At 48.6% G+C, this 25,890-nt stretch carries 22 protein-coding genes; 5 read left to right on the forward strand and 17 right to left on the reverse strand.

Annotated features, from left to right (window positions below; translation table 11 throughout):
• Nucleotides 1-25: 25 nt before the first annotated feature.
• From ODZ53_RS06040 to ODZ53_RS06065, 6 genes are all read right to left on the reverse strand, one after another.
• Complete coding sequence (locus tag ODZ53_RS06040) at nucleotides 26-616, reverse strand: GNAT family N-acetyltransferase (RefSeq protein WP_372676312.1); 591 nt, start codon at nucleotides 614-616, stop codon at nucleotides 26-28.
• A gap of 109 nt (nucleotides 617-725) precedes the next feature.
• Nucleotides 726-2,252: a tripartite tricarboxylate transporter permease gene (locus ODZ53_RS06045; protein ID WP_372676313.1), complete on the reverse strand. Its 1,527-nt coding sequence runs from the start codon at nucleotides 2,250-2,252 to the stop codon at nucleotides 726-728.
• Nucleotides 2,253-2,269: 17 nt separating this feature from the next.
• The gene (locus tag ODZ53_RS06050) at nucleotides 2,270-2,737 is read right to left on the reverse strand and encodes a tripartite tricarboxylate transporter TctB family protein (RefSeq protein WP_372676314.1); all 468 of its coding nucleotides are present in this window, start codon (nucleotides 2,735-2,737) and stop codon (nucleotides 2,270-2,272) included.
• A 47-nt stretch (nucleotides 2,738-2,784) separates the two neighbouring features.
• Nucleotides 2,785-3,825 (reverse strand): tripartite tricarboxylate transporter substrate binding protein, encoded by a 1,041-nt coding sequence (locus ODZ53_RS06055; protein WP_372676410.1) that lies wholly within the window; start codon nucleotides 3,823-3,825, stop codon nucleotides 2,785-2,787.
• Between the two features lie 147 nt (nucleotides 3,826-3,972).
• Nucleotides 3,973-4,626, reverse strand: a complete 654-nt coding sequence (locus tag ODZ53_RS06060; RefSeq protein ID WP_372676411.1) for a response regulator — start codon at nucleotides 4,624-4,626, stop codon at nucleotides 3,973-3,975.
• A 32-nt stretch (nucleotides 4,627-4,658) separates the two neighbouring features.
• The gene (locus tag ODZ53_RS06065; RefSeq protein WP_372676315.1) at nucleotides 4,659-6,269 is read right to left on the reverse strand and encodes an ATP-binding protein; all 1,611 of its coding nucleotides are present in this window, start codon (nucleotides 6,267-6,269) and stop codon (nucleotides 4,659-4,661) included.
• A 223-nt stretch (nucleotides 6,270-6,492) separates the two neighbouring features.
• Here ODZ53_RS06065 and ODZ53_RS06070 point away from each other — a divergent pair, with 223 nt between their 5' ends.
• Entirely contained in the window at nucleotides 6,493-7,983 is a 1,491-nt protein-coding gene (locus tag ODZ53_RS06070) for an NCS1 family nucleobase:cation symporter-1 (protein ID WP_372676316.1), read from the forward strand.
• Between the two features lie 69 nt (nucleotides 7,984-8,052).
• Here ODZ53_RS06070 and ODZ53_RS06075 read toward each other — a convergent pair whose 3' ends face one another.
• The 5 genes from ODZ53_RS06075 to ODZ53_RS06095 all read right to left on the reverse strand — a co-directional run bounded on the left by ODZ53_RS06075 (nucleotide 8,053) and on the right by ODZ53_RS06095 (nucleotide 13,706).
• Nucleotides 8,053-8,577 (reverse strand): hypothetical protein, encoded by a 525-nt coding sequence (locus ODZ53_RS06075; protein WP_372676317.1) that lies wholly within the window; start codon nucleotides 8,575-8,577, stop codon nucleotides 8,053-8,055.
• Nucleotides 8,578-8,666: 89 nt separating this feature from the next.
• Nucleotides 8,667-9,557, reverse strand: a complete 891-nt coding sequence (locus tag ODZ53_RS06080; protein ID WP_372676318.1) for a nitrilase-related carbon-nitrogen hydrolase — start codon at nucleotides 9,555-9,557, stop codon at nucleotides 8,667-8,669.
• Nucleotides 9,558-9,591: 34 nt separating this feature from the next.
• Nucleotides 9,592-10,977: a dihydropyrimidinase gene (hydA, locus tag ODZ53_RS06085; protein WP_372676319.1), complete on the reverse strand. Its 1,386-nt coding sequence runs from the start codon at nucleotides 10,975-10,977 to the stop codon at nucleotides 9,592-9,594.
• A gap of 89 nt (nucleotides 10,978-11,066) precedes the next feature.
• The gene (preA, locus tag ODZ53_RS06090) at nucleotides 11,067-12,344 is read right to left on the reverse strand and encodes an NAD-dependent dihydropyrimidine dehydrogenase subunit PreA (RefSeq protein WP_372676320.1); all 1,278 of its coding nucleotides are present in this window, start codon (nucleotides 12,342-12,344) and stop codon (nucleotides 11,067-11,069) included.
• A 15-nt stretch (nucleotides 12,345-12,359) separates the two neighbouring features.
• The gene (locus ODZ53_RS06095; RefSeq protein ID WP_372676321.1) at nucleotides 12,360-13,706 is read right to left on the reverse strand and encodes an NAD(P)-dependent oxidoreductase; all 1,347 of its coding nucleotides are present in this window, start codon (nucleotides 13,704-13,706) and stop codon (nucleotides 12,360-12,362) included.
• A gap of 216 nt (nucleotides 13,707-13,922) precedes the next feature.
• On the opposite strand from ODZ53_RS06095, the gene ODZ53_RS06100 reads away from it, so the two are divergent.
• Nucleotides 13,923-14,405 (forward strand): hypothetical protein, encoded by a 483-nt coding sequence (locus tag ODZ53_RS06100; RefSeq protein ID WP_372676322.1) that lies wholly within the window; start codon nucleotides 13,923-13,925, stop codon nucleotides 14,403-14,405.
• A 9-nt stretch (nucleotides 14,406-14,414) separates the two neighbouring features.
• Nucleotides 14,415-14,843: a hypothetical protein gene (locus ODZ53_RS06105; RefSeq protein ID WP_372676323.1), complete on the forward strand. Its 429-nt coding sequence runs from the start codon at nucleotides 14,415-14,417 to the stop codon at nucleotides 14,841-14,843.
• A gap of 10 nt (nucleotides 14,844-14,853) precedes the next feature.
• On the opposite strand, the gene ODZ53_RS06110 is transcribed toward ODZ53_RS06105, so the two are convergent.
• From ODZ53_RS06110 to ODZ53_RS06120, 3 genes are all read right to left on the reverse strand, one after another.
• Nucleotides 14,854-16,113: a hypothetical protein gene (locus ODZ53_RS06110; RefSeq protein ID WP_372676324.1), complete on the reverse strand. Its 1,260-nt coding sequence runs from the start codon at nucleotides 16,111-16,113 to the stop codon at nucleotides 14,854-14,856.
• Nucleotides 16,114-16,297: 184 nt separating this feature from the next.
• Nucleotides 16,298-17,599 (reverse strand): hypothetical protein, encoded by a 1,302-nt coding sequence (locus ODZ53_RS06115; protein ID WP_372676325.1) that lies wholly within the window; start codon nucleotides 17,597-17,599, stop codon nucleotides 16,298-16,300.
• A gap of 164 nt (nucleotides 17,600-17,763) precedes the next feature.
• Nucleotides 17,764-18,345 carry an LOG family protein gene (locus ODZ53_RS06120; RefSeq protein ID WP_047067547.1) on the reverse strand — a complete coding sequence of 194 codons (582 nt, stop codon included), beginning with the start codon at nucleotides 18,343-18,345 and terminating at the stop codon, nucleotides 17,764-17,766.
• Nucleotides 18,346-18,440: 95 nt separating this feature from the next.
• Here ODZ53_RS06120 and ODZ53_RS06125 point away from each other — a divergent pair, with 95 nt between their 5' ends.
• Nucleotides 18,441-18,764, forward strand: a complete 324-nt coding sequence (locus ODZ53_RS06125) for a MazG nucleotide pyrophosphohydrolase domain-containing protein (RefSeq protein WP_372676326.1) — start codon at nucleotides 18,441-18,443, stop codon at nucleotides 18,762-18,764.
• 83 nt (nucleotides 18,765-18,847) lie between these two features.
• Here ODZ53_RS06125 and ODZ53_RS06130 read toward each other — a convergent pair whose 3' ends face one another.
• Both ODZ53_RS06130 and ODZ53_RS06135 read right to left on the reverse strand, forming a co-directional pair.
• Nucleotides 18,848-20,212: an aspartate aminotransferase family protein gene (locus ODZ53_RS06130; RefSeq protein ID WP_372676327.1), complete on the reverse strand. Its 1,365-nt coding sequence runs from the start codon at nucleotides 20,210-20,212 to the stop codon at nucleotides 18,848-18,850.
• A 30-nt stretch (nucleotides 20,213-20,242) separates the two neighbouring features.
• Nucleotides 20,243-21,751 carry a CoA-acylating methylmalonate-semialdehyde dehydrogenase gene (locus ODZ53_RS06135; protein WP_372676328.1) on the reverse strand — a complete coding sequence of 503 codons (1,509 nt, stop codon included), beginning with the start codon at nucleotides 21,749-21,751 and terminating at the stop codon, nucleotides 20,243-20,245.
• Between the two features lie 131 nt (nucleotides 21,752-21,882).
• Between ODZ53_RS06135 and ODZ53_RS06140 the strand changes: the two genes are divergently transcribed.
• Nucleotides 21,883-23,517, forward strand: a complete 1,635-nt coding sequence (locus ODZ53_RS06140) for a PucR family transcriptional regulator (RefSeq protein WP_372676329.1) — start codon at nucleotides 21,883-21,885, stop codon at nucleotides 23,515-23,517.
• Between the two features lie 49 nt (nucleotides 23,518-23,566).
• Here ODZ53_RS06140 and ODZ53_RS06145 read toward each other — a convergent pair whose 3' ends face one another.
• Nucleotides 23,567-25,843, reverse strand: a complete 2,277-nt coding sequence (locus tag ODZ53_RS06145) for a S8 family serine peptidase (RefSeq protein ID WP_372676330.1) — start codon at nucleotides 25,841-25,843, stop codon at nucleotides 23,567-23,569.
• Between the last annotated feature and the right edge of the window lie 47 nt (nucleotides 25,844-25,890).

The following is a 25,890-nucleotide window of genomic DNA, read 5'->3' on the forward strand; positions in this document are numbered from 1 at the left end:
AACGCCCTTCAATCAATCCAAGCCTTTATTCACCAAACAGCAACAATTGCAGCTTTTGTTTGGCTTCTGGCCATTCACGATCAAGTATGCTGAAGTATACTGAGTCGCGAATATATCCATCTGGCATCACCATATGATTGCGCAGGACACCTTCTCGAATGCCACCGATTCGGGCAATCGCACGTTGCGAATTCAAATTGCGCGAATCTGTCTTGAGCTGTACGCGAATACACCCCAGTTGTTCGAAGCAATGGCGTAGAAGCAGCCATTTACACTCTGTATTGACACCCGTTTTCCAGACGGATGGGGTCAGCCATGTAAACCCGATTTCCAGCCCGCGATCCTTTTTCGCGATCCCTAAGAATCTCGTGCTCCCGATGATCTGCTCATCTGCTCGGCGAATGATGACGAATGGCAATTCAGTTTGGGCTTGTTCATTTTTTAAAGCCTGCAGGATAAAAGCCTGAGCATCTTCTCTCGTTTGAATGGTAATGGACATATGCGGCCAAATCTCTTCGTATGCACCTGCTTCCCAGATTCCGTCCACGTGAGCCATTCTGAGCGGCTCCAATCGGACCAGTTTGCCTTCCAAGATAACAGGTTCAATGTTTAACATGTCTGTCTCTCCTCTACTGTTCTGCTTCAATCATCAGGCAGAACAGTTTCCCGAAATTTTTCCAATAATACGGGCTTGCGAGGAAGCTGTCAAGACAAAAAAGATGAGGCTACGCTTCTTCACTGATAATGACTTGCTTCCCTCTGCGTTTTAAGAGTAGGGGGATCAGCAACCACAGAATCGCACAAACCAGAAAAACAGCGGAAAGCGGCTTCGTGAAGAAGATTGAGAAGTCGCCATTGGAGGTGGTCAACGCTCTTCTCATGTTATTTTCAATCATCGGTCCCAAAACAAGGCCGAGGACGAGCGGCGCCAGTGGAAAGTCGTTTTTCGTCAGGTAATAGCCAGCTACCCCACAAATCACAAGCAAAATCAGGTCAAACGTACTGATTTGCACAGCGTACACACCGAAAACGGAAATCGCGATAATGAGCGGAAGCAGGAAATGGGACGGCGTTTCAATAATTTTGGCAAACACTTTTACCAAAGGCATATTCAAAACCAGCAACATGACATTTCCAATAAACATACTGGCAATCAAGCCCCAAGCAATCTGTGGATGATCACTAAACAATAGTGGACCCGGCTGTACGTTATACATCAATAAGGCACCCATCAAAATCGCAGTGGTACCAGAGCCGGGAATGCCCAACGTCAACAGTGGAATCATCGCACCGCCAGAAGCAGCATTGTTTGCAGACTCCGGTGCTGCTACACCTGCGATCGCTCCTTTTCCAAAACGGCTAGGATCTTTGCTCAGCTTTTTCTCAAAAATATACGAGAAGAAGGATGCGAGGGTAGCGCCAGCACCAGGCAAAACACCAATGAAAAAGCCGAGCAACGAGCCGCGTGTAATCGGTCCGGCACTTTCTTTCAAGTCCTGCTTGGAAGGCAGTACCCTCCCCACTTTAATGATTTCCTTTGAGGATTGATCGTCTTCGATTATCGTCTTGAACACTTCTCCAAGGGCAAACAAACCAACTGCTATCGTGAGGAACTCCAAGCCTTGATACAAATCGGGAATATCGTAAGTAAATCGCGCCACACCCGAAACGGTATCCATCCCAATTGTCGCAAGCAACAGTCCCATGACTGTCATAATGAGGGCTTTCGTCATCGACCTCCCCCCCAGTCCGCTGACCGCACACAAACCGAGAAGCATGAGGGAGAAATATTCAGCGGGGCCAAATTTCAAAGCGAGATCGGATAATGGATCAGCTAAAAACACAAGCGCTATCAACGCTACTAGCCCCGCGACAAAAGACCCGATCGCTGCAATCGACAGCGCTGCGCCAGCACGTCCCTGTTTGGCCATCTGATAGCCATCCAATGTCGTGACGACAGAGGAGGATTCACCCGGCGTATTTAACAAAATGGATGTCGTGGAGCCACCGTACATCGCACCATAGTAAACGCCTGCCAACAAAATCAGTGCGCTAGCCGCCGCACTCTCAGGAGGTAAGCCAGAGGTCAAGGACGCCGTAACGGGCATCAATAACGCGACGCCGCTCATCGGACCGATGCCGGGAAGGACCCCTACCGCAGTACCGATCAGGACGCCAATAAAGGCAAAGACAAGATTATGCCACTGTAGGGCAACAAGAAAACCATCCGCCAAAAATTGCAAGGCACTCATGCTAATCTATCCCCTCCCTAGACGCCTAGCCAGGCAGGTAGTCCTGGAAGCGTACCTTTTAGCAAATGCACATAGATGACATAAACGCCTACTGAAAACAGTAAGGAAGCGATTGCCGATTTAAGTACGCTTTTACTTCCCATCATGGTGAAGGCGTACAGAAGGAATGCGAAGCTCGCGATAACATAACCAAGTTGCTCCAGCAACAAAACATACAACACTGTCGCTGCCAAAATGAATAAAAACTGCTTATAACGCAGTGGACTCTGTGACACAGATGTGGAAGCAACCACGCCTTTCTTATAGGTCTCCCAAAACAGTCGCAAGCTCAACAAGATCAGGATGACACCAAGTCCGAATGGAAACATATTCGGCCCGACCTGACTTCCATATGCACTAGACGAAATATTTTGACTTTCAGCAATAAATAGTGCACCTACAAGCGCAAAAAACAGGCTACCGATCCGATCAAACATCAGGTTCATGTATACCTCCTACGGTGTGGAAAAAGGAGGGGATGCCCCTCCTCTCCCTACTTCGACATTCCCAGTGATGTCAACAGTTCTTTGACCTGCTTATCTTGTTCGTCCAGGAATGCTGAGAAGGCAGTAGCGTCCTTGTACTCGCTTTCCCAACCGTTTGCCGCCAATTCTTTTGCCCATGCCTCATGCATGGAAAGCTCTTTCAGCTTGGCATCCCAGTAAGCTTTTGCGTCTGCTGGCATATCAGCCGGACCGAAGACACCGCGCCAAATCGTGAACGTCGCATCAATGCCTTGCTCTTTTAACGTCGGAATCTCTTTCAAATTGCCGCCGAGACGTTCATCAGAAGTAACGCCCAGCACGCGAATTTTCCCTGCTTTCAAATATTCACCCACACTGGAAGCATCCGTTGCAATGATGTCTGCATTCCCGCCCAATAAGGCTGCCATTGCTTCTCCACCGCCATCATACGAGACGTATTTGACGCTTCTCGGATCAATTCCATATTTAGCTGCTGGTAATACGCCGATCAGATGGTCCATCGATCCAGGAGCAGAGCCCCCTGCCAGAGTAATTTTGCTTGGGTCAGCCTTGATCGCGTCCAGCACACTCTTGATGTCCTTATGAGGCGAATCCGCTTTCACAACAAGAGTACCGAAATCTTTCGTCATTTGCGCTAATGGTGTGACCTCTTTGTAGCCAAATGGGCTGTTCCCCTCTTTCTTGTTATGGTTAATCAAGATAGGAGGAGAGCTCACGAATAATTTATAAGGATTGCCTTTGTCTTTGCTTACATACTCAGCCAAGAACACGGTTCCCCCGCCGCCCGGCTTGTTTTCTACCGTGATGGTTTCTGTCACCAGCTTGCTTTCTGCTAACACCTTTGCTACCGAGCGAGCTGTCTTATCCCAGCCCCCACCTGCACCGGATGGAGCTACATACACGATCGGCTTTTCCGGGTATTTGGATGCCTCTGGGGCAGGCTGCGCTCCGGGAGTTGCTGTTCCCGTATTTCCGGTACCTCCACCACAAGCAGCCAAAACTAGTGTAAGAAAAGTGGACAATGTGATTAGCACTTTTTTTCTTTTGATCAAGCAAATATCCCCCTTAACCCGCTTATTTGTAAGCGCTATCACGCTTGAACATAATGTACCACCGCGGTAGCCAGGGGAATAGTTTTCGTGCATAAGGTCTATTTTGAAAATTAATCACTTTTTGTTCATATTGTTCATGGAACATTACGGAAGATAGCGATATTTTCTTTCCGGTCTGCCAACTGTGCCATAAATCAAGTCAGCACGCGCCTTTTTTTCCAGGACCAAGTATTCTAAATACCGTCGCGCCGTTGTTCGACTGGTTCCAATCTCGCGGCCAATTTCCTCCGCCGAGACCCCCTTGTCTCCCGTCTGTCTAATCGCTTCGATCACCTTTTCAAGCGTTAAGAGATCAATTCCTTTTGGTGCAAGCACATCCCGATTTTTCGGGGCGACCAGTCTTCTGGTCAGCATTTGGTCAATGACTTCCTGGTCTACCTCGACGGCTTCTCTCGTCCGAATGACATGCTTGCGATAGCTTTCCAACCGTTCACGAAAACGCTCGAAAACCAGCGGCTTGACGATGTAATCATACACTCCGCCGCGCAGTGCTTCCTGTACCATTTCCATCTCCTTGGCTGCGGTGATCATGATCACGTCAACTTCGCGGTAATGTTGCCGAATATGCCAGACCAGCTCCGTTCCCAGCATGTCAGGCAGGTACACATCCAACAAAACGAGCTGGGGGCGCGTACAAGACAGTAATTCTTTGGCATCCGTCCCATTCGTTGCTGTAGCAATGACTTCAAAGCCTTCAATCTTGCTGACAAATCGCTTGTTGATATCGATAATCCGCATATCGTCCTCAACGATGAGAACCTCCAGCTTTCTCAAGACGCCACCTCCATTTTTTTGCGTAGAGATACTGTGAAAAGTGCGCCTCCTAGCTCGCTTTTGCCGACGAGGATATAGCCATCCCATTCATTAATGATTCCATGCGCCTTGGCAAGACCAATTCCACGATCTTCGCCTTTTTTCGTTGAGAAACCGTGTTCGAATATTTTTTCTCGCAGTTCTTCCCCAACTCCCGGTCCTGAGTCCTCGATTTCAAACATGATCTCATCGCCCGTGTCAGACAAATAACACTCCACTCGTTTGTGCTCGACACATAGCTCATTGACAGCTTCCATCGTATTTTGGATCAGTGTCCCCAATAAAACCACGATCTGCTGTCGGTTAATCGTCGGCGGGAGCTCCTTCAAGTGACTGTCGTGATGGATGACGAATTGAATTTTCAGCTCCTTGGCTCGATTGTGCATACCTAACAGTAATGCTCCTATTAACGGGTCGGGAATTTGCTTCGCCAAAAATAAAATCATCTCTTGCTGTGCGGACGTTTCACTCGTAATCAGCTCGACCGCTTCCTGAATCGAACCAAGCTGCAACAAGCCGGAAATGGTATACAACAAATTGTGAAATTCGTGTGTTTGGGCGCGAAGTACGTCCGCATAACGCCTCGCTTGGGACAATTCCGAAGCAAGCTGGTCAATTTCCGATTTGGGTCGAAAGCTGCTGACTACTCCTACGACCTTCCCCCCAAACTTGATCGGAAGTCGATTCACAATGATTTCTTTTCCGCTCATGATCGTTTCGCGATCTAATTGATGCTCGCCTGATTCCAGAACTTCTGGCATACGACTGTCTGGTAGCACTTCCACTATTTCTTTACGATGAAACTCTTCTTCCGGTAAGTTCAAAATACGAATGGCAGCCTTGTTCATCATCGTGATGCGATTATTGCGGTCAATCGCCACGATGCCTTCGCGGACTGACTCCAGTACAGCATTTCTCTCTACGTACAACGATGCGATCTCCTCCGGCTCCAATCCTAAAATTAAGCGCTTTAAATAACGACTGAGTGCAATGGCACCAGCAACACCACACAACAAAGCGAGAAGAGTCAAAATTAATATGCGGTCTTGGTAAAGGTCAATGGCCTCCTCGATATCCTCTAGCAGGAACCCAACGGATACGATTCCGATGATGTCCCCTTTCTCATTTTTGATCGGCACCTTCCCTCGCAATGATGGTCCCATGCTGCCGACCGCCTTCGATATGTAAGATTGACCATGCGAGAGTCCAGGCTCGTTATCTCCACCCACCATTTCCTTTCCAATCCGATCCACAATCGGATGCGCATACCGAATTCCCTCATGGTTTCCCACGACCACAAACTCTGCTCCGGTTTGAACACGGACGTTTTCAGCGATAGGTTGAATGAGCGCAGGAGGGTAATCGCTTGTAAAAGCACTACGCAGCTCAGGATCGCTGGCAACAATTTTCGCCACACTCAAAGCTTTTTTGCCCACCTGCTCTTCGATCGAAGAGGCGACAAGGGAAGAAAACACCGCTCCAACTGACGAAACAATCAGAATAATGACAACAGTAATCAATACGATCATTCTGGTTTGTAAAGACATATGGATTTTTCTTGTCGTCACAGCTTGCTCACCCCTTGCTTCATCTTACCACCCTCATTAGGTAAAAAGGTAGAATCATTCCCATTGTCAATGACGAAGCTTGTCGTTGCAGGCTATCTTTTTACGACGAAAATTCAGGTATTAGGCCTTCTTTCCCCCAATATAATGTTACAACTTGTATTCAAGACAAACTGGGGAGCTTGTCCGAATACGAGACATCTTGAAAAGCAAAGGAGGGAAAGAAGTGAAGACGCAAACGGTATCAAATGGAATTGTTACCCTGACGAAAGAAGGCGAAGAGGCAATCAAGAACAGTCCACTTTATAATGAAGGTCTTCGGCCGACGAGGACAGCAGAGCACACCTGGACATCTTACAACTTCGCTAGCTTGTGGATTGGTATGTCGATCTGTTTGCCGACGTATGCAATGGCGGCAGGGTTAATTTCCTTGGGTATGAACTGGTGGCAGGCCATTTTGACGATCATTCTCGGTAACTGTATTGTCCTTATTCCTATTCTTCTCAATTCTCATGCCGGGACGAAATTCGGCATTCCGTATCCTGTTTTTGCGCGCCTCTGGTTCGGCTCCAAAGGAGCGCACATCCCTGCTGTCGCTCGCGGTTTGATTGGTGCAGGCTGGTTTGGCATCAACTGTTGGTTCGGAGGTGCTGCCATCGATACACTCCTCATGTCGATGACAGGCTGGGCAAATGTTCCCGGACATCTCTGGATATCCTTCTTTGGCTTTTGGCTGTTAAACGTATGGGTCGCGTATCGCGGTCCCGAAGCGATCAAAAAAATGGAGGCTTGGGCTGCTCCCATCCTGATCATTATGAGTTTGGCTCTTCTCGTCTGGGCGCTAACAAAAGCAGGCGGATGGGGACCGATGCTCTCTGCACCTTCGAAATTCACTACCACTGCTGAATTTCTGAAGGTTTTCTTCCCAGCATTGACGGGAGCCATTGCTTTTTGGGCAACGATGGCCCTCAACATTCCGGATTTCTGTCGGTATGCCAAAAGTCAAAAAGCCCAAGTCATTGGACAATCCTCTTCGTTACCGACCACGATGGGTTTCTTCTCGTTCATCGGAGTTGCAGTCGCTTCTGCTACTGTCGTTATTTACGGAGAAGCGTTGTGGGACCCTGCTGCCGTGTTGGCTAAATTCTCGCCTTTCGCCATTTTCCTCGGAACGATTGGAATTATTCTTGCCACATTGACGACCAACGTAGCGGCCAATATCGTTGCTCCAGCCCGGGCAGTGGAGAATCTGGCCCCTCGCCGTCTCTCGTATGAAGCCGGCGCCCTCATCGCCGGGGTCGTGTCACTCTTGTTGCAGCCTTGGTACATCTTAGAGAACTTCGGCAACTACATCTTTTTATGGCTCGGCACATATGGAGCCTTGTTAGGCCCGATTGACGGAATAGCCATCGCCGACTATTGGCTTGTGCGCAAGCGGCGTATTCATTTAACAGAGTTGTACAAAACAAATGGAATCTACACCTACAAAACGGGTTTTAATGGCAGAGCCATCTGGGCGATGCTCATCGGGATTGCGATTCCTTTTATTAGTAAATACATTCCGGGCTTATCCATTATTTGGGACAATGCTTGGACTGTCGGACTACTAATTTCACTCGTGATTTACACATGGATGATGAAAAATGATGGTTCGATCTTGAGTGCCAACGATTACGAGAAAATCACGGCAAACAACAAACAAACGATTGCTTCCTAATAGCAAGCTACCAAAAAAGACTGGCTGCCCCGTTGGGTTTGCCAGTCTTTCGTTTGCTCACTTCCTCTATCATTTATGTGGACTGACATCGAGCACGGATAGAATCGCAATCTCTTCGATTTGAACGTCAGGCTCATAGCAAATATAATACGTTAGCTCCGGGCTGATTCGATACCGAATCCCCCGGTATCCACAGGCAATCAAATACGCACGCACCTTGTCCCCTGTCCATTGCAGCCACTCTTCATAGCCCATTCCGTTTTGTCTTTGTTCGAGTTCCTCTTCTGAAAAAGCAGCACGCAATGCATCGATGCGCAGTTCATTTTCCCCATAGCGCTCGTCCAAACAAACGAGACCCTGCAAATGAAGCTGCTGGCTCAGCACCACTGCCTTCTCCCCATTGGTCTCTGCATGACAAATCGCATACTGTGCGGCGATTTCCGGATTGCTCACCAAGTAAACACCAGCGCCAAACACTGCCTTTGCACTCGCACCGTTTGTAAAATGACGCCTTTCTGCTCTCTCATACTTTTGCGCTTTCACGACACGAAGTCCCTCACCGTATTCGACCCCTCGATATACAATCTGCCTCATCCCTGAACGCTCCTTTTAACTCTGATGGAATCCTTCCAATGATGTGAAAAGGAGGAAGGCGCGTAACCGGCACCTCCCTCACTCTTTTCTTAAGGTAATAGTTTTACCATATCTTCGTAGGTCTCCGGTCTGCGATCCCGATAAAATTGCCACGTATCTCGCACCTCATGAATTTTGTTGCGGTCCATTTCAGCGAGAATGACCTCATCCTGATCCCGGCTCCCCATGGCGACAAATTGTCCACGCGGATCGACCAAGTACGATTGTCCGTAAAACTCGCCCATGTTCCAGGGCGCTTCTTTCCCTACCCGATTGATCGCTGCCACATAGTAACCATTGGCTACAGCATGAGCAGGCTGCTCGAGCTTCCACAAGTATTCGGATAAGCCCGCTACCGTCGCAGACGGATTAAATACAATTTCGGCTCCGTTCAAGCCAAGCAATCGTGCGCCTTCTGGAAAATGGCGGTCATAGCATATATACACCCCAACCTTGGCAAAAGCGGTTTCAAAAACGGGATACCCGAGATTGCCGGGCTTAAAGTAATATTTCTCCCAGAATCCGCAGCCGCTGCTGCCCACTCCTACATGCGGAATATGCTGCTTGCGATATTTGCCCAAATACGTGCCATCCGCATCAATCACAGCGGCGGTATTGTAATACGTTCCGATCCCTACGCGTTCATACACAGGTAAAATGAGTACGGTTCCTAATTCACGGGCAAGGGAAGAGAAATGTTGCACGGTCGGTCCATTTGGGACTTCTTCCGCTGACTCATACCATTTCGGTTGCTGTTCGGCACAAAAATAGGGGCCATAGAAGATTTCTTGCAGACAGATGATTTGTGCCCCTTTGGCTGCCGCCTCCCGCACCATCCTCTCATGCTTCTCTATGGCTTTTTCTTTGTGCAAATGAACCGGTTCGTCTCCGTGGACATCGTTTTTTGCCTGAATCAAGCCGATGCGAATGATATCTGCCATAAGCGCCCTCCTCGCCTTTTTACGCTCTCCCTTATTACGGTCTTGCAAAGGTCGATCGTTTTACAAAGCGTCCGTTCCCGGCTTGACCGACGAATTGCTGATCTCGAATGACAAATGAGCCACGCGAAAGCACCGAGATGATATCGCCGTTCACCACCATCCCTTCAAATGGATTGTAGTCGACATTCATATGGTGCGTTTCAACAGAGATCGTGCGCTTCACCGTTGGATCAAACAACACAATATCCGCGTCCGAACCTACCGCAATCGTTCCTTTTTGCGGGAACATCCCGAACAATTTGGCTACTTTCGTAGAGGTCATATCGACGAACTGATTGAGACTGATCTTATCTTTTGCTACGCCTTCCGAGAAGAGGAGGCGCATGCGGTCCTCAATGATTGGTCCACCATTCGGGATTTTTGTGAAATCCCCCAGCCCCAGTTCTTTTTGTCCGGAGAAATTAAAGGAGCAATGATCGGAACCAACCGTTTGCAAGATGCCGTTTTTCAACGCGTTCCACAAGACGTCCTGATTCCACTTTTCCCGGAGTGGAGGGGACCAGACGTACTTCGCCCCTTCAAAGCCCGGCTTCTGTAGATCCGTAATGTCGAGTACCAAATATTGCGGGCATGTCTCCCCGTACACATTCCATCCTTTTTCCCGAGCCTCTGCGATCCGGCGCACTGCCTCTGCACAAGATACATGCACAACATACAGCTGGGCATCTGCCAGTGCAGTCAATGCGATTGCACGTCCCGTCGCTTCTCCTTCGGCTTCAGGAGGGCGGGTGTAGGCGTGGTACACAGGATCTGTCTGCCCTTTGGCAATTGCCTGCTTGATCAAATAATCCAAAACGTCTCCATTCTCTGCATGTACCTGTACCAAGGCACCTAGTTCCTTAGCCCGAACCAATGTTTTAAATAACGTCTCATCATCGGCCATCAGCACATTTTTGTAGGCCATGAATACTTTGAGCGAAGTAATCCCTTCATTTCGTACGACTGCTCCTAATTCCTCGAGCACTTGATCGTTCGCATCTGAAACCATCAGGTGAAAGCCGTAGTCAATGACTGCTTTCCCTCTTGCTTTTTCGTGCCAGGTCGAAATGGATGAATGCAATGGCTCGCCTTTATTCGTCAGGCAAAAATCGATGATGCTCGTCGTCCCGCCAAAGGCTGCTGCCTTCGTGCCTGTATAAAAGTTATCGGAAGTAACCGTTCCGCCAAAAGGCATATCGAGATGGGTATGTGGGTCAATCCCTCCTGGGAAAACGTAGTACCCGGTAGCATCGATCATTTCGGCTTCTTTCCCATCCAGATTGGAGCCGATTGCGACTACCTTTTCCCCTTCGATCAAAATGTCCGCCCGATACGTGTCTGATGCTGTCACGACTGTGCCATTTCGAATCCATTTTTTCATCCGATGATCATCTCCCCTTCAACCCGTCGCTGAGTAGACATGCCTTCCCTTGTACACGCTATGCATCCCACGCCGAAAACATAATTGCTTTACAGCTCGCAGCTACCACCCGCAGCCAAAGTAGCCTGCCGCTGATTCCAGCTGAGAGGGGCTTTGTCGCTCGGGATCTCGACCATCTCGATCGTCCCTTCCACTGGACAAACGATCGAGCACAAATTACAGCCCACACATTCTTCTTCTCGTACGACCAAGCGCTCTTTGCCTGTTACTGCATCAGGAACAATGTCAATGCATTGATGCGAGGTATCCTCACAAGCGATATGACACTTGTTGCAATTGATACAGGTCTCTTCATGGATACGTGCCACGACCTTGTAATTCAGATTCAGATGTCCCCAATCCGAGTACGTATGCACGGCTTTTCCGACAATGTCCATCACAGAGGAAATTCCGCGCTGATCCAGGTAATTATTAAGTCCATCAATCATGTCTTCGACGATCCGGAATCCATGATGCATGGCAGCTGTACATACTTGAACACCTGTTGCACCCATCAGGAGAAATTCAACGGTATCGCGCCAATCAGAGATTCCACCAATACCAGAGATCGGAATACCTACCTTGGGATCGCGTGCACATTCTGCGACCATATTCAGGGCGATTGGTTTGACTGCTGGTCCACAATAGCCGCCGTGCGCCCCTTTTCCATCCACGTGTGGGATCGGCAGCCATTTGTCGAGATCAACCCCCATCAAGCTGTTAATCGTGTTGATCATGCTGATGGCATCTGCCCCTCCCTGGCTTGCGGATCGTGCAGTAAAACGAATATCCGTAATGTTTGGGGTGAGCTTGACGATGACAGGGGTTTGGGCGACTTCTTTTACCCATTCGACCTGTTGCCGGATTAAATCTGGATGCTGACCAACCGCAGAGCCCATCCCGCGTTCTGCCATGCCGTGCGGACAACCAAAATTCAATTCCAGACCGTCTACGCCGATTGCCTCTACCTTTTTGACAATCTCGTGCCACGCTTCCCGTTTATGTTCAACCATTAACGACGCAATCAACGTGTGCTTCGGAAAACGCCGCTTCGTTTCATCCATTTCTTTCAAATTGACCTCAAGCGGTTTGTCCGTAATCAGTTCAATGTTGTTGAAACCAAAGACGCGCTGTCCCCCAAAGTTCAGACCGGCAAAACGAGAGGTGACGTTGATGATCGGCTCTCCGAGTGTCTTCCAGACCGCGCCACCCCAACCCGCTTCAAAGGCACGCTGCACTTGGTAGCCTGAATTGGTCGGCGGCGCAGAAGCCAACCAAAATGGATTCGGGGATTGGATTCCTGCCAGATTCATGCTGAGATCTGCCATGATAGGTCTCCTCCTTTATACTGGCTGTATTTGATCATTGAGCGATTGGTGGATGGCATGAGCCGCTCGTTTCCCATGATTGGCTGCATCGACAACCATCGCATCTGTTTTGCCTCCACCAAAAATGACATCGCCCGCCGCGTAAACTTTGACATGGGAGGTTCGATAGGTGCCTTCCTCGACCTCGACAATCCCATTGCGATGTTGGAGCCCAAATGCTTCTAGTAAAGACAGATGTCTGTTTTGTCCGATCGCTTTGACGACATAATCGACTTCGATAACAAAATGACTGCCTGGAATTTCTACTGGACGCTTTCTTCCTTTCTCATCCGGCTCACCCAGCTCCATGCGCACCAGTTCCAATCCCTTCACTCGGCCGTTTTCCTCGAGTACACGCGTTGGGGCAACGAGCCAGCGGAATTCTACGCCATCCTGCTTGGCGAATTCGTACTCAAACTGATAACAGGACATCTCCTGAACGGTCCGCCGGTACAGAATCTGGACATTGTCTGCACCCAGCCGTTTCGAACAGGTGGCAGCGTCAATTGCCGTATTCCCCGCACCGATGATCACGACTTTTTTGCCTAGCATCTCGTCTGATAGTGGCTTGGTCTTGGTCTCCTCCACAAGTGCGATGGCATCGAGGACACCTTCCAGTTCTTCTCCCGGGATATTCAGCTGAGGGACATTGCCCATACCGACTGCCAACAGGATGGAGTCATACTGGTCAAGTAGCTCATCTGGCGACACATCCTCTCCGATTCGTGTAAGGGTACGTATCTCTACCCCCAATGCCTCTACTTGCTCTACTTCCCATAGCGAAATTTCCTGTGGCAGACGGAACGACACGATGCCGTACGTGTTCAATCCCCCTGCTTTTTCCTTTGCTTCAAATACCGTAACCGCGTAGCCCAGGCGCGCAAGCTCACGCGCTGCTGATAATCCCGCAGGGCCCGCTCCGACGATGGCTACCCGTTTTCCATTTGCTTCACCTTTTGAAAAAAGCGTAACCTGATTCTCGATTGCCCAGTCTGTCGCGTGACGCTGGAGCAGGCCGATCATGATGGGCTTGGAGGTTGAATTGAGTACACAGGCACCCTCACACAGCTCCTCGGTTGGACATACGCGCGCGCAGCTCGCCCCAACGGGATTTGATTCCATGATCGTCCGGGCTGATCCGAACAAATTCCCGGTCGCAATTTTTTTGATAAAGGAAGGGATGTCGATCGACGTGGGACAAGCCTTAATACAGGGTGCGTCGTAGCAATACAAGCAACGATTCGCTTCATGGATGGCTTCCATCGGTTTTAGGGCAGGCACGACTTCCGAGAAATTTTTCGCGAGCTCATTGGGAATGCTCATCGGTCCACAACCTCCTCACCAGATCTAAACATGCTTGCTATTAATCAATGTGCGAATTCGCTTTTTTATGATTGTTACATTTCGTATTTGCCTAGTGAGGAAACGAAATCAATCTGCTTGGATTGACATGAATGATTTCATGTTCGAATAGGATAAAAACAACCAAGGTAGAAAGGGCCATCCCGTATGAAGGATTACGAACTGGAGATCAGGATAGTGAAACAAAAAATCGCGGAAGCACATGCGCTTCTCAGCCAATTGGAAGCCGAGCGCAAAAACTACCTGACGCAACTCGAAATGCGCAAAGCGTTTCTCTCTTCGCGCGAAATACTCGACATCCTGGAGTCAAAAGCCGGTCGTGCTGGCAGTATGGCTACCGTCAAACGCTGGGCAGATCAAGGCTATTTAGGGGATTGTATAGACGAACGGGAGTCCTTCCCCCTGTTGGTCAGTAAACAAGGAAACAAACGATTTCTTTTTCCTCGAGAATCCGTACTCACTTATCTATATAAAAAAGGGTATCTTCGCCCGAGCTACGAGGTTTTGGATCGTGTCCAACTCACAAGAAAGAGCGATTGCTGCTGGGGAATCATCACATCCATCGAGCGAAGCGATCAGCACTTCACCTACCAAGTCCAATTGGAAAAAACGGGAGAAGTATTGTTGTCGGTACCAGAAGAAGAACTGCTCATCCCGTAAGGAGGCACTATGGAACTGGCCGTACTCACGCTGGAAAATACAGTTGCCAATCAAGAGAGATCACGACAAATCCGCGACTTGCATAAAAAAAAGGGCCAGACCCTCGCCATACGCTTTAGCGAAGAACTGACCCATATTATTTTAGAAGCACCATGCTTGTATATCCCTGTCCATGAATGGTTGGACGAAGCTGTTGTCATCGAAGGAATCGTAAAAAAATCAACGGATTACTACGAGCTGCACCCGCGGGCCAAAGGGAAGACTGTCAACCTTCACCTTGATTCAGAATTGGTAGCTGAGCTAGAGCTCATTCGCTCTCTTGTCAGCAGCAAAACGCAGCAGGAAGTCCTTCGTGAGTTGTTTGTTCGAGGCATGCGCTCGTATCTGGCCGAGAAGGAAGCAGCCAGCTCGCCCATCAGTGCCAAAAAAGAGCACTAGATCCTCCTCTTTACCAGGAGAACGCGATTTTGTTACCCGTGATTTGATAGCGCACCGTGTAAGCCTGTTTCTTCTCTTTCATGCCAACTTCAAACACAATTGCTTTTTTCGTCAGATCCGGCTTGACTGAAAGGACATCCAGCATATTAAACGGCTCGTTTGCCTTTTTCTCCATCCCTATAATTTCTATCTTTTCATGGGTAGTGACATGATAAACTCCCACACCCATCATGGTCTGATACAAGATCCAGTTGTTGTCCAGCCATGTTACTTCATCGATAAAATAACCTGGAAACAGTTGAGCTTGCGGTGTGTAATCTGGCTGGTAGAAACGTAGATTCGCGGTATTGTACAAATTGTCTGAATCGATCACGGCAATTTTTTTCTTGTCTGGTGAAGGAATTCCAGCTTTTTTTGCCAATTCGATTTTTTCTTTTTCATTTTCGATTCTCAGTTTTTCGATCAGGAACAGGGAATCTTCTTTGGAAAAGACGATGTTCTTACCGTTTTTCAAATCTGCGAGCTTGTCTTTGCTCGGAAAATTACTGTAGATGGTTAGCGTTGCATCATCTGGCATACCATCGTAGGCGATGCCTCTGGATGGATACTCCCAGGCGTATGTACCGATTCCTCTAAGGTGATACGAAAAATCCGGCTTACCCCAAGCACCAAAGATAGAAAAATCAGCATATTCTGCGGGTGCCCCTAATTTTTCACCATAGTCTTGCAAGTTTTTAGCCATATCAACAAGTGCCTTTGTATCGGCGATCTGATCGCGTCGATAAATAGAAATGGCTTTTACTTTATCCTGCGTGAACGTGAAGAACAAGTGATAGCCCTGTTCCGCATAGCCAATCAACGCAAGCTTTTCATCAGAGAAATGTGGTTTACCCAAGATTCGGATGATCTCGTCTTTTCTTTTAGAGGTCGTAATCCCTTTTACAACTTCGCCTTTATAGGAAGGTTCAACGAGAACGGCAAACGCTTGCTTGTTTTCGTCCCACTTCATGCTGATTCCTTGTGGATAATACACATAATCATCAAATTCTTTTACGGATTTCCCCAGAAGCTTTGTGAGCGAATCTTGTTTCCACTGATGGGAAGTGAAGGTATTCACGAGCAGCCCTTTTGACAAATCTGCTGGTGCCTGCACGGATGTTCCAGTACCGCTTTGCGTTGAGGTTGGCATTGTCGTTGATGCGTTTGCTGCAAATGCTGTCGAAGCGAACAAACAGCAGGACAACAGTAGCATTATCGCTTTCTTTTCCACTTCATTCCCTCCCAAACTATCAGCATGACTATACAACCATCGTCATAAAACAACGATTATCCCTAAATTATACCAGAAATAGACAAAATCCGCTAAAAAGTTTTTTATCCATTATCAATGTAACAGAATAAAGCGTCCTTTCCCCAATTTTTTGAAGGGAAGGACGCTTTTCGATGCACTTGCTTTACTTCGATTCACCGTTGAGATAATTGAAGAACGGTTGATCTACCCAAAACTTGTATGTCTCTACCTTTACCTTGTCATTCAGCTTATGGAAGCCTTCCACGACTTTTGGTGATTCTTCATTCAGGGAGAAAGACTGCACGACATAACGGCCGTCTTTTAACACGTTGTTCGTAATGACAGCATAATCTGCCAGCTCCGTACGAGAATGATAAAGCGGCTGCCACCAAGAAGCCTTGAGCAATCCTGTCATGTCCTCTTGATCCCGTTTTGCATATTTCAAAACAAGTGGCTGGAACTTCTTCTTCGCCTCTACGCTGTCGAATTCCAGGCTGAGATCGTACTCCTTGGCATACGCAATGTAGTTGCCGTTTTCAATCTGAACCACCTGATAATCGGCTGTTTGAACAGGCTCTCCCCATTCTTTCAGATAAATGAAGGCAGATGTTTTTGGCTCAAATTGGACCTTGGCATTGACGCCTTCACTTTTTAACAAGCCGATTAATTGAATAGCGTGAGCAATATCACTATGCCCATACGTAATCGTGCGCTGTGGATCAAAATGAGGATCGAATGCAGCATCCTTCAGATTGTAGCCAGTAATCAGGTTTTGCTTCAAGCCTTTGTCTACGAGCTCTTGCAATTCACCAGCTTTGATGATTTGCGATTCATTCCATGCTTGAGCGAGCTTGCCAAAAATCTCTTCATCGGCAATTGTTCCCAGATAGTTTTTCGCTGAGCCATGGAATTCGGCTACTTTTGCTAGCAATTGACTCGCAAGCTCTGCGGTTACTGCCCCTTCTACCGAAGCTGACTTCAAAGCATTGGCGGACACAAGCCCCGTGTCAACGGCCACAGCCAGCTCTTGTGCAGCCTGCAAGGTAAGCGTGCCGCCTTTTTTATACGAAATCCCTGCTTTTTTCAAGGCAGTCGCTACTTTTTCCTCGCTATATGTATACCCGAGCTCTTTTAACTCTGCCACTTTTGCAGCAGCACTGACCGCTTCCCATACAAGCAGCTTGGAGGAATCTTTGGAAGCAGGCAAGAAAGTTTTGGCTGACAAGTCTTTTTCCGATATACTTGTAGTAGCAGATACGATCTTGAGCAACGCTTTCTCAAATTGCTCGCGAGTCACTGTCTTGTCAAAAGTCACACCGTATTGCTGCTGCAAAAAGCTATTCCACTCTGCGTGTGCTTCTACTGTTGTTTTCGTTGTGGCACCGACTGCCGTTGGAAAAACGAGCGCCGCCGAGAGTACGGCTGCTGAAGTGGAGAGTTGTAGCCATTTCGCTGATCTGTTCATGAAGTATCCTCCTGACGTATGAAGACGAATCATATTAATATTATTCCTATATGTTTACTAGGGATATAATCAACTACATTAACACTTCTACATTCATCCTGTCAATAACTAGAATAACCCGAATACCTCCTATAACTGTAGGGCTTCGGGTTATTTTTTCGTTCTTATTTATCCAACTCTGACCACTTGTTTACTTTCACTGGTGGTGTGTAATCTCGCATCCGATCTAGCAAGACGGCGGGATCACTCTCGCACAGGATCAATTCACCCTGCATAGCGGGAATAAATCCAGCTTCAGTCGCATGCTCCACCATTTGCATCAACGGCGTATAGTAACCATCCACGTTCAGCAGTCCGATTGGCTTTTGGTGAATGCCAATTTGCCCCCAGCTCACCACTTCAAAAATCTCCTCAAAGGTACCCAATCCGCCTGGCAAAGCAATGAATCCATCAGACAAATCGATCATTTTCGCTTTGCGCTCGTGCATCGTCAGGACTTCATGCAATTCTGTCAGCCCTTTATGTACGATTTCTCCACGGAACAATCCCGTAGGCATGACGCCGATCGCTTTTCCATCGCCTTCCAGTACTGCATTTGCAACGCGCCCCATCAGTCCCATGCTAGAGCCACCATAGACCAATTCAAGACCACGAGCGACCAGTTCTTTTCCCAACTCTTGGGCGTACCGCTCAAAAAGTGGATTTACACCAGGATTGGAACCTGCATAAACACAAATACGTTTCATGTCATCCTCCCAAAACTTGTTGAAGTAGAATGGCTTTTCCTAAATTTCTTTGCGTGTCATATAATTATACTAAAATCAGGAAGGGACAGATATACATGAATATAACTGAGTTCCAAAAATGGGTTGGAGATTTTTATCAAGAACGAGGTTGGACAGGCTACGGTCCGTTTATTCGTGTAGGCTTTCTGATGGAAGAGGCTGGCGAGCTGGCAAGAGCTGTACGCGCCATTGAAATCGGTCGAGATCGTCCTGATGAAGGGGAAAGGCCCGCAGCGGAAGCACGGCAGGAGCTGGTGGAAGAGCTAGGCGATGTACTTGGGAATTTAATCTTGCTGGCAAACCAATACGAGGTTCCTTTTGAGGAAATTTTGGACGCACATCGAGCGAAGCTGCAAAAGCGCTATCAGCTGCATCGTTGAATAAATACAGCGGTAGACTAGAATTTTCGCTTTTCCTAGTCTGCCGCTGCTTTCATCTATTCGTCTTTTCGTCCAAGCTATTCTTATTCCAATGTATCAAAGGCTTCCTTCATCACCTGCACAATAAAATCGATATCATCACTCGTCGTGGTAAACGGTGGCGAGAGTGTCAGCACATTATTGAAGCTCGGAATGGTGTCGCCATTGCGCCCGATGATTAACCCCCGCTTCTTGCACTCGGTAATCACCTGCGTCAATTTCGCTGGCGCTGCAGGCTCCTTCGTATTACGATCCTCTACCATCTCGATCCCCATTAGGAAGCCGAAGCTACGAATATCTCCAACATATGGATGATCTGCGAGAAACGCCAGCTTGGCACGCAATTCTGCACCGAGTTCCTCGGCTCTCTCCACCAGTTTTTCCTCTTCTAAAATTTCGAGATTTTTCAGAGCAAGTGCACATGCTGCCGGATTGCCGCCGAATGTATTGACATGACGGAAATGTAGATTATTCCCCTGCTCATTGAATTTGTCTGCGATTTCTGCGCGTACAGCCGTTGCGGAAAGTGGCAAGTAGGCGCTCGTAATACCTTTGGCCATAGTCACGATGTCTGGCTTGATTCCGAAATTTTGGTGCCCGAATTTTTGACCGGAGCGACCAAATCCGCAGATGACCTCATCCACGATCATCAACACACCGTACTTATCGCAGATTTCCCGAACTTTTGGCATGTATTCCGGTGAAGGAACGAGGACACCTCCCCCAGTAATGGTCGGCTCCATGATGACGGCAGCCACTGTCTTCTCGCCTTCCCAATTGATCACTTGATCGTAATATTGGGCGCACTCCAGATTGCATTTGCCGTACGATTTTCCAGCCGGACAGCGATAGCAGTAAGGCGGCGGCACATGAAGGAAGCCAGGCGCTAATGGCTCGTATTTTTCCTTCCGTATGGATTGACCAGTTGCAGCGAGAGCCCCCATCGTATTCCCGTGGTAAGCGCGATGGCGCGAAATGAATTTGTAGCGGCCAGGCTCCCCGTTCTGGTGATGATATTGACGGGCAATCTTGAATGCGACCTCGTTCGCTTCCGAGCCGCTGTTGGAAAAAAATACGCGATACTCCTCCCCAAGCCATTCGCTGATCTTCTCAGATAAACGAATAGCAGGGACGTGGCTTTGTGTGAGTGGAAAATAGGCCAATTGCTTCAACTGCTCGTATGCAGCGTCTGCAAGCTCCTGTCGGCCATAGCCAACATTGACGCACCACAAGCCAGACATCCCATCCAGGTATCGATTCCCATCGATATCGGTGATCCACGATCCGCTCGCTTCCGTTACAATCATCGGATTGGGGTTGTAGGGGGACATATGGTGCCACATATGCGAACGGTCTGCATCCAGCAAGCTCTCTTTATCAAAATCTTTTGTCACCTGTCCTTGCTCCATCGCACAATCCTCCTTCTTTTTCGTACGCGGTTATTTTACAAAAACTTTTTGCGAGCCTATGCTGGTATCGCCATCTTCGAACCATCTGGATGTGACCGTTTTTTTCTTCGTGAAAAAGAGAACCCCATCTTTTCCATTTGCATGCAAATCACCGTAAAAGGACTGTTTCCAGCCCGAGAAAGCAAAGAAGCCCATCGGAGCAGGCACCCCTACATTGACACCGACCATCCCAGCTTCCACTTGTTGAACGAATTCTCTTCCCCATTTTCCGTTGTTCGTATAGATGGTCGCGCCATTGCCAAAACGGGAGCGACTGATCGTCTCCAAGCCCTCTTCAAAGTCCTTCACACGCATGACACTCAGGACAGGCGCGAAAATCTCGTCGCGGACGATGATCATTTCGGCATCTGCCTTGTCAAAAATCGTTGGCCCGAGGAAGTAGCCATCCGGCAGCTTTTGTGCGTCCTCACGACCATCGCGAACCAGAGCGGCACCAGACGCGACACCTTTTTCGATATAGTCATGTACTTTGGACAGGTGCGAATCACGGATGACAGGACCGAGGTCGATGCCCTCCTCCAAACCATTCCCCATCGCGAGAGCATTCGCTTCCTCGATCAGATGCGAAATCAGCTCGTCGGCAATCTCCTCGACAGCTACTACAGCGCTGGCTGCCATACACCGCTCTCCTGCACAGCCGAATGCGGAGCTCGTAATTGTTTTTGCCGCGCGCTTCAAATCCGTATCAGGCATGACCAAATGATGATTTTTCGCCCCAGCCAGTGCTTGCACGCGCTTCCCGTTCGTCGCTGCTGTCTTGTACACGTATTCTGCAACCGGTTGCGAGCCGACAAATGAGATCGCTTTTACGTCCGGATGCTCCAACAAACCATTGACGACATCATGCGCTCCGTTAACCACATTGAATACACCGTCTGGCAGCCCTGCTTCCTTTAGCAATTCGGCAATTCGAATCGAAGACAGCGGCGTTCGCTCCGAAGGCTTCAGGATAAACGTATTTCCTGCGGTAATCGCAATCGGGTACATCCACATCGGGACCATCACAGGGAAGTTAAACGGTGTAATCCCCCCGACTACCCCCAATGGAAAGCGGATCACCTGACTGTCGATGCTGTTTGCGATATTAGGCAATGTTTCTCCCATCATCAGTGTCGGCATCCCACAAGCGAACTCTACCATTTCCAGCCCACGCAATAGCTCTGCCTGTGCCTCAGGGAGATTTTTGCCGTTCTCCATGGTGATCATCCGGGCGAGTTCATCCTCGTGCTTGACGAGAAGACTATGAAAACGAAACATAATGCGCGCACGATCCACGACAGGGGTAGCACTCCAGCTCACAAATGCTTCCTTTGCAGCAGCAACAGCCTTGTCCACATCTTCTCTTGTCGACAGTGGTACGCGTGACAACAATTCTCCTGTTGCCGGATTCGGTACATCCTCAAAACGTGTCGTCAGTGAATCTACCCACTGGCCCCCGATGTAGTTTTTCAACGGATTTCCAACGATAGCTGTGTTCATCCCTTCAACTCCTCACGATCAATTGATTGACAATTTCATTTTATCCAAAAATAACGCCTGTCAGCACTAGACAAAACGTAACGCATTCCGTAGGGTTAATCTTACATAGTGCAAATGAAGAGGTGATCCTGATGAGCAACGATTTGCGCCTGACCATTGCAGAAATCATCAAGCGTCCTTTGTTTCAACATGCCCAAGTGGTAGCTGGGCATCGAGGTCTGTCCCGTCCTGTTCGCTGGGTTCACGTCTTGGAGACTGCCGATACGGGACAGTTTTTAAATGGCGGTGAGCTGATCCTATCAACCGGACTCGGATTTGGCGAAGAAAAGGAAAAGCGACTTGCCTATTTAACAGAGCTGATTCGGCGAAAAGCAGTCGGGCTGTGTATCGAGCTGGGACGTTACATCCCGTCCATCCCTGAAGATATGCTCGAGCTGGCGAACCACCACCAGTTTCCGTTGCTCGTCTTTCATCAGCCTGTCCGCTTTGTGGACATCACGCAAGATTTGCACGAGCATTTGATCCATGCGCAGATGCAAGCACTCCGCAATCTCGAAGCCTACTCTCGCAGTTTGCAACAGCTCAGCCTGCAGGCAGCGGGCATACTCAAGCTATTGCAGCATTTTCAGGTGGCGGTTCAGACGCAGGTCTTCTATTACGCCCCCGATGGCTCCACACAATTTGCCCCAGTGGTACCGCATGATGTTGCAGTGGAGATGAGCGATTTAATGCGGTCCCATTTTTCCGAACTGGATAGTAGTGAAGCTGGCGTCCGCTTTCTTTCTCTATCTGCGACCAGGCAGCTTGCCTATCAACCCGTGATGGCAATGGGGCACGTGCTCGCTTATGTCGGCATTGTTTTGTATGAACGCAGTCCAGATGAATATTTGCTCTTGACCTTAGACAATACGGTCAGCGCAATGGCCCAAATTTTAATGCGGAAAATGTTTGTGGAGGAACAGGCACTTGCTATGGAAAACCGTCTGTTTGATGATTTGATTGCCAATCGCTCCATACCAGAGGAACAAATACGTTCCTTGCTCGGTATCACAGGCAACAGTAAAGCAACTGGCTATCACATGATTATTTTATCGTTTGAGAAGACGAAGAACCTGGCCGAGGATTCCCTTCCACCGCACGATCTGACGGCTATCTTCCGTTCACTATTGACTCGTCATCACTTTCGTCCTTTCATACGCTGCATGGGCCATCGGTTTTACTTTTTGCTGATCGAACAACGACCGCTTGCAGATTCCCGTCGCACCCTGGAAAAAGCCTTTCGCGAGGTCAAAAGAATCATGACGCAAATGCTAGGCGCGGATGTTCCCATACGAATGGGCGTCAGTCGAGCCGGAAAACGGTTGTCAGATGCTGGGCGGCACCTCGCGGAGGCGGAACAGGCACTGGCTTTTTGTCAGGAATCATCCAGTCCGTTTTTCGCTGATCTCGGATTGTTCCGGCTCCTGTTCCACGTACCTAGTGAGCCTGTGCTAAAGACCTTCATCAGCGATTACCTCGGCCCGCTGTTAGCCCATGACCAAGCACATGGCTCCTCGCTCGTTCATACGCTGCGTGTCTATTTGGATAGTAACCTGTCCAAGCAGGAAGCTGCGGAAAAACTGTTCATTCATCGTCAAACGCTCTATCATCGCTTGGAAAAAATCGAAGAAATTCTCGGTGAGGATTACACGGTAACGCAAAACAGAATTTGCCTGGAAATCGCCATGCGTGCACAGGAGTGGTTAAGCAAAGAAGAACAACACTAAAAAGACACAACCTATCATCTGTTCAGAAGATGAAGGTTGTGTCTTTGATTTATTTTCCTGGCTTATTCATATACATGCGATAATTCGCTTCTTTGCCTTCCGTTAGCACAACCCGGATTTTGTACAGACCAGTTTGTTCGATATTCACCGTTAGTTGCTCAGGACTGCTGGACGTTGTGGCAGAAGCAAGCTCTTTTGAACGACTGTTATACACGTACAAATCAACGTCTGCATCCTCTTTCCAGTCAACGGACAATTCCAAATCCCCAGGCTCATTGACGCGAATGGAATAATCCATGTATTTCTGCTTCTTCGTCAGCTTTCCTGTTCGGAAAGGCTTCTGTTCAACCGGTGGCTTTTCCTCTTCCTCTTCCTCGTCATCGGCCTTTTGCCATTTTCCCGTTGTCGCGAGCGCGTACGGCTGAGGTCCTTTCGGGATGTTATAACCTTCGACCGTCACGGTGTAGGTTCCCTGTTCCGGCTCGGTAATCCATACTTGCTCGACGTTGTTGAGGTTGTCCACTTCGTCGTTGTACGGTGCCTCAAAAAAGTCGTTGCCGTTCAGCTTTTCTCCACTCGGTGTCGTCACTTTCAGATTCAAATCGTTGACAAGTGCACGCTTTGCAACAATGGCGGCGGGATAATCCGTCCACGCAAGCGTAATTGCTAACGGCTTGGAATCATCTGAGACCTTGACCTTATACGTAACTTTTTCACGTGTGCGAATGCCGTCCTTCTCGTCCTTGTAGTTCGTTTCAATCGCATTTGCCAGATTGGCTCGTCCGAAGCCTTGCTCTCGCATATCTTCATCCAAGTTGTCTGCACTCGTCAACAGCATGGCTTTTACTAATGCACCACTCGGATTTTTTTCCCCTTCTTCCTGCAAAAATTCCCGGATTTGTGCCACACCGCCCGCTAAAATTGGCGTAGCCATGCTCGTGCCGTTCATATACGCGTACTGTTCGTTAAAACGCTTGTAGAAATTTTTGCTCGGTGCCAGTGAAGAGCGCGTGGACAAGATCGCTGTACCGGGCGCGACAATATCCGGCTTCAAACGCCCGTCGCCTGTTAACCCACGACTACTCGATACCCACACGTCGTCCGCTTTATCGGAGTTCTTCCCCAAGTTGGGACGAACATTTTCCGTAGCGCCAACGGCAATGACGTTTTTAGCCGTGGCTGGGCTCCCAATCGTTTTATAGCCCTTCTCGCCTTCGTTTCCAGCCGCAACAAGCACCGTCATATCTGGATGCTCCCATAAAAAGCGATCAAACAGTAGCGATGACAGGCTGTACTCTCCCTTATCATTCGCCCCCCATGAATTGGAGTGAATGCGGGCTCCCTCTTCGTATGCCTCCTGCAAAATGGTCTCGACATCCGTTTCGAGCTTTCCTTTCGCATTCTCTATGGAATGAAATACGAGCTTGGCACCCGGTGCCGTTCCTTTATACTGTCCATTTGATGCTGCTCCTGTGCCTACGATGGAGCCGGCTACATGCGTACCATGACCGTGGACATCACTCGCATCATTCGGTCGACCAAGTGAAATGAGCTTCTCAATCTGGCCTTTAAAATCTGGATGCATCGTTTGGAGCTTTCCTGTATCAAGTCCGGTATCGGCGACTCCGACAATTTGTCCCTTGCCTGTGTACCCTGTCGAGGCCAGCTTGTCCGAATGAATGATGGTAGCCGCCACATCATTGTGTAGCTTGTTTTCTGGCACGGGGACAACCGCAACGACATCATCTGACTCGATCACTTGTTCAATCGTTTGCTGATCCATCTTAGCGATTGATATATGCGGAGCATCCTCTGGTGTTTGAATATCTCGTATATCTTGATCCTCCGTCATTTTCGTCATCGTTCGATACATGTCCACCCGTTGGTTGAAACCGATGACGGCAACCTCGACCCGCTCTCTGTTGCCTCCTTCAAAGCGAAGCTCGGACGATACCTTTGACTTCGGTGTATAAGCCATAACCTCTTCGACAAAGGACAGCTCCTCGACTTCCTTTCTTACCTGTTCATTTTCCATTTTTGCGATGAATGCGTAATCCGGTATGTAATCACCAAGCGTGACGCCGAGATTTTCCAGTTCTTCTTTCCACTCCTCACGAACAGGACCAGATAACTGAATAACGACGAGCTCAGACTCTCTCTTCTTCGACGAAAGCTTGTCCAATGCAAGACCCTTATCCGCTTCGATCTGGATGTTGCCCCGACGCTCTCCCTCTTGCTTGGCATCCGCCGGAATGCCCTCCAGTGAAAGTGTCAGAACAAGTGTCGTGCATAAAGCTGCCTGCCATTTTTTTCGCAAACCAAACACCCTTCCCCCATGGCATAAGAAAACCATTTCTATCCATTATAAGAGAA

This window comes from Brevibacillus sp. BD137, assembly GCF_041644655.1.
Lineage (GTDB): Bacteria > Bacillota > Bacilli > Brevibacillales > Brevibacillaceae > Brevibacillus > Brevibacillus brevis_D.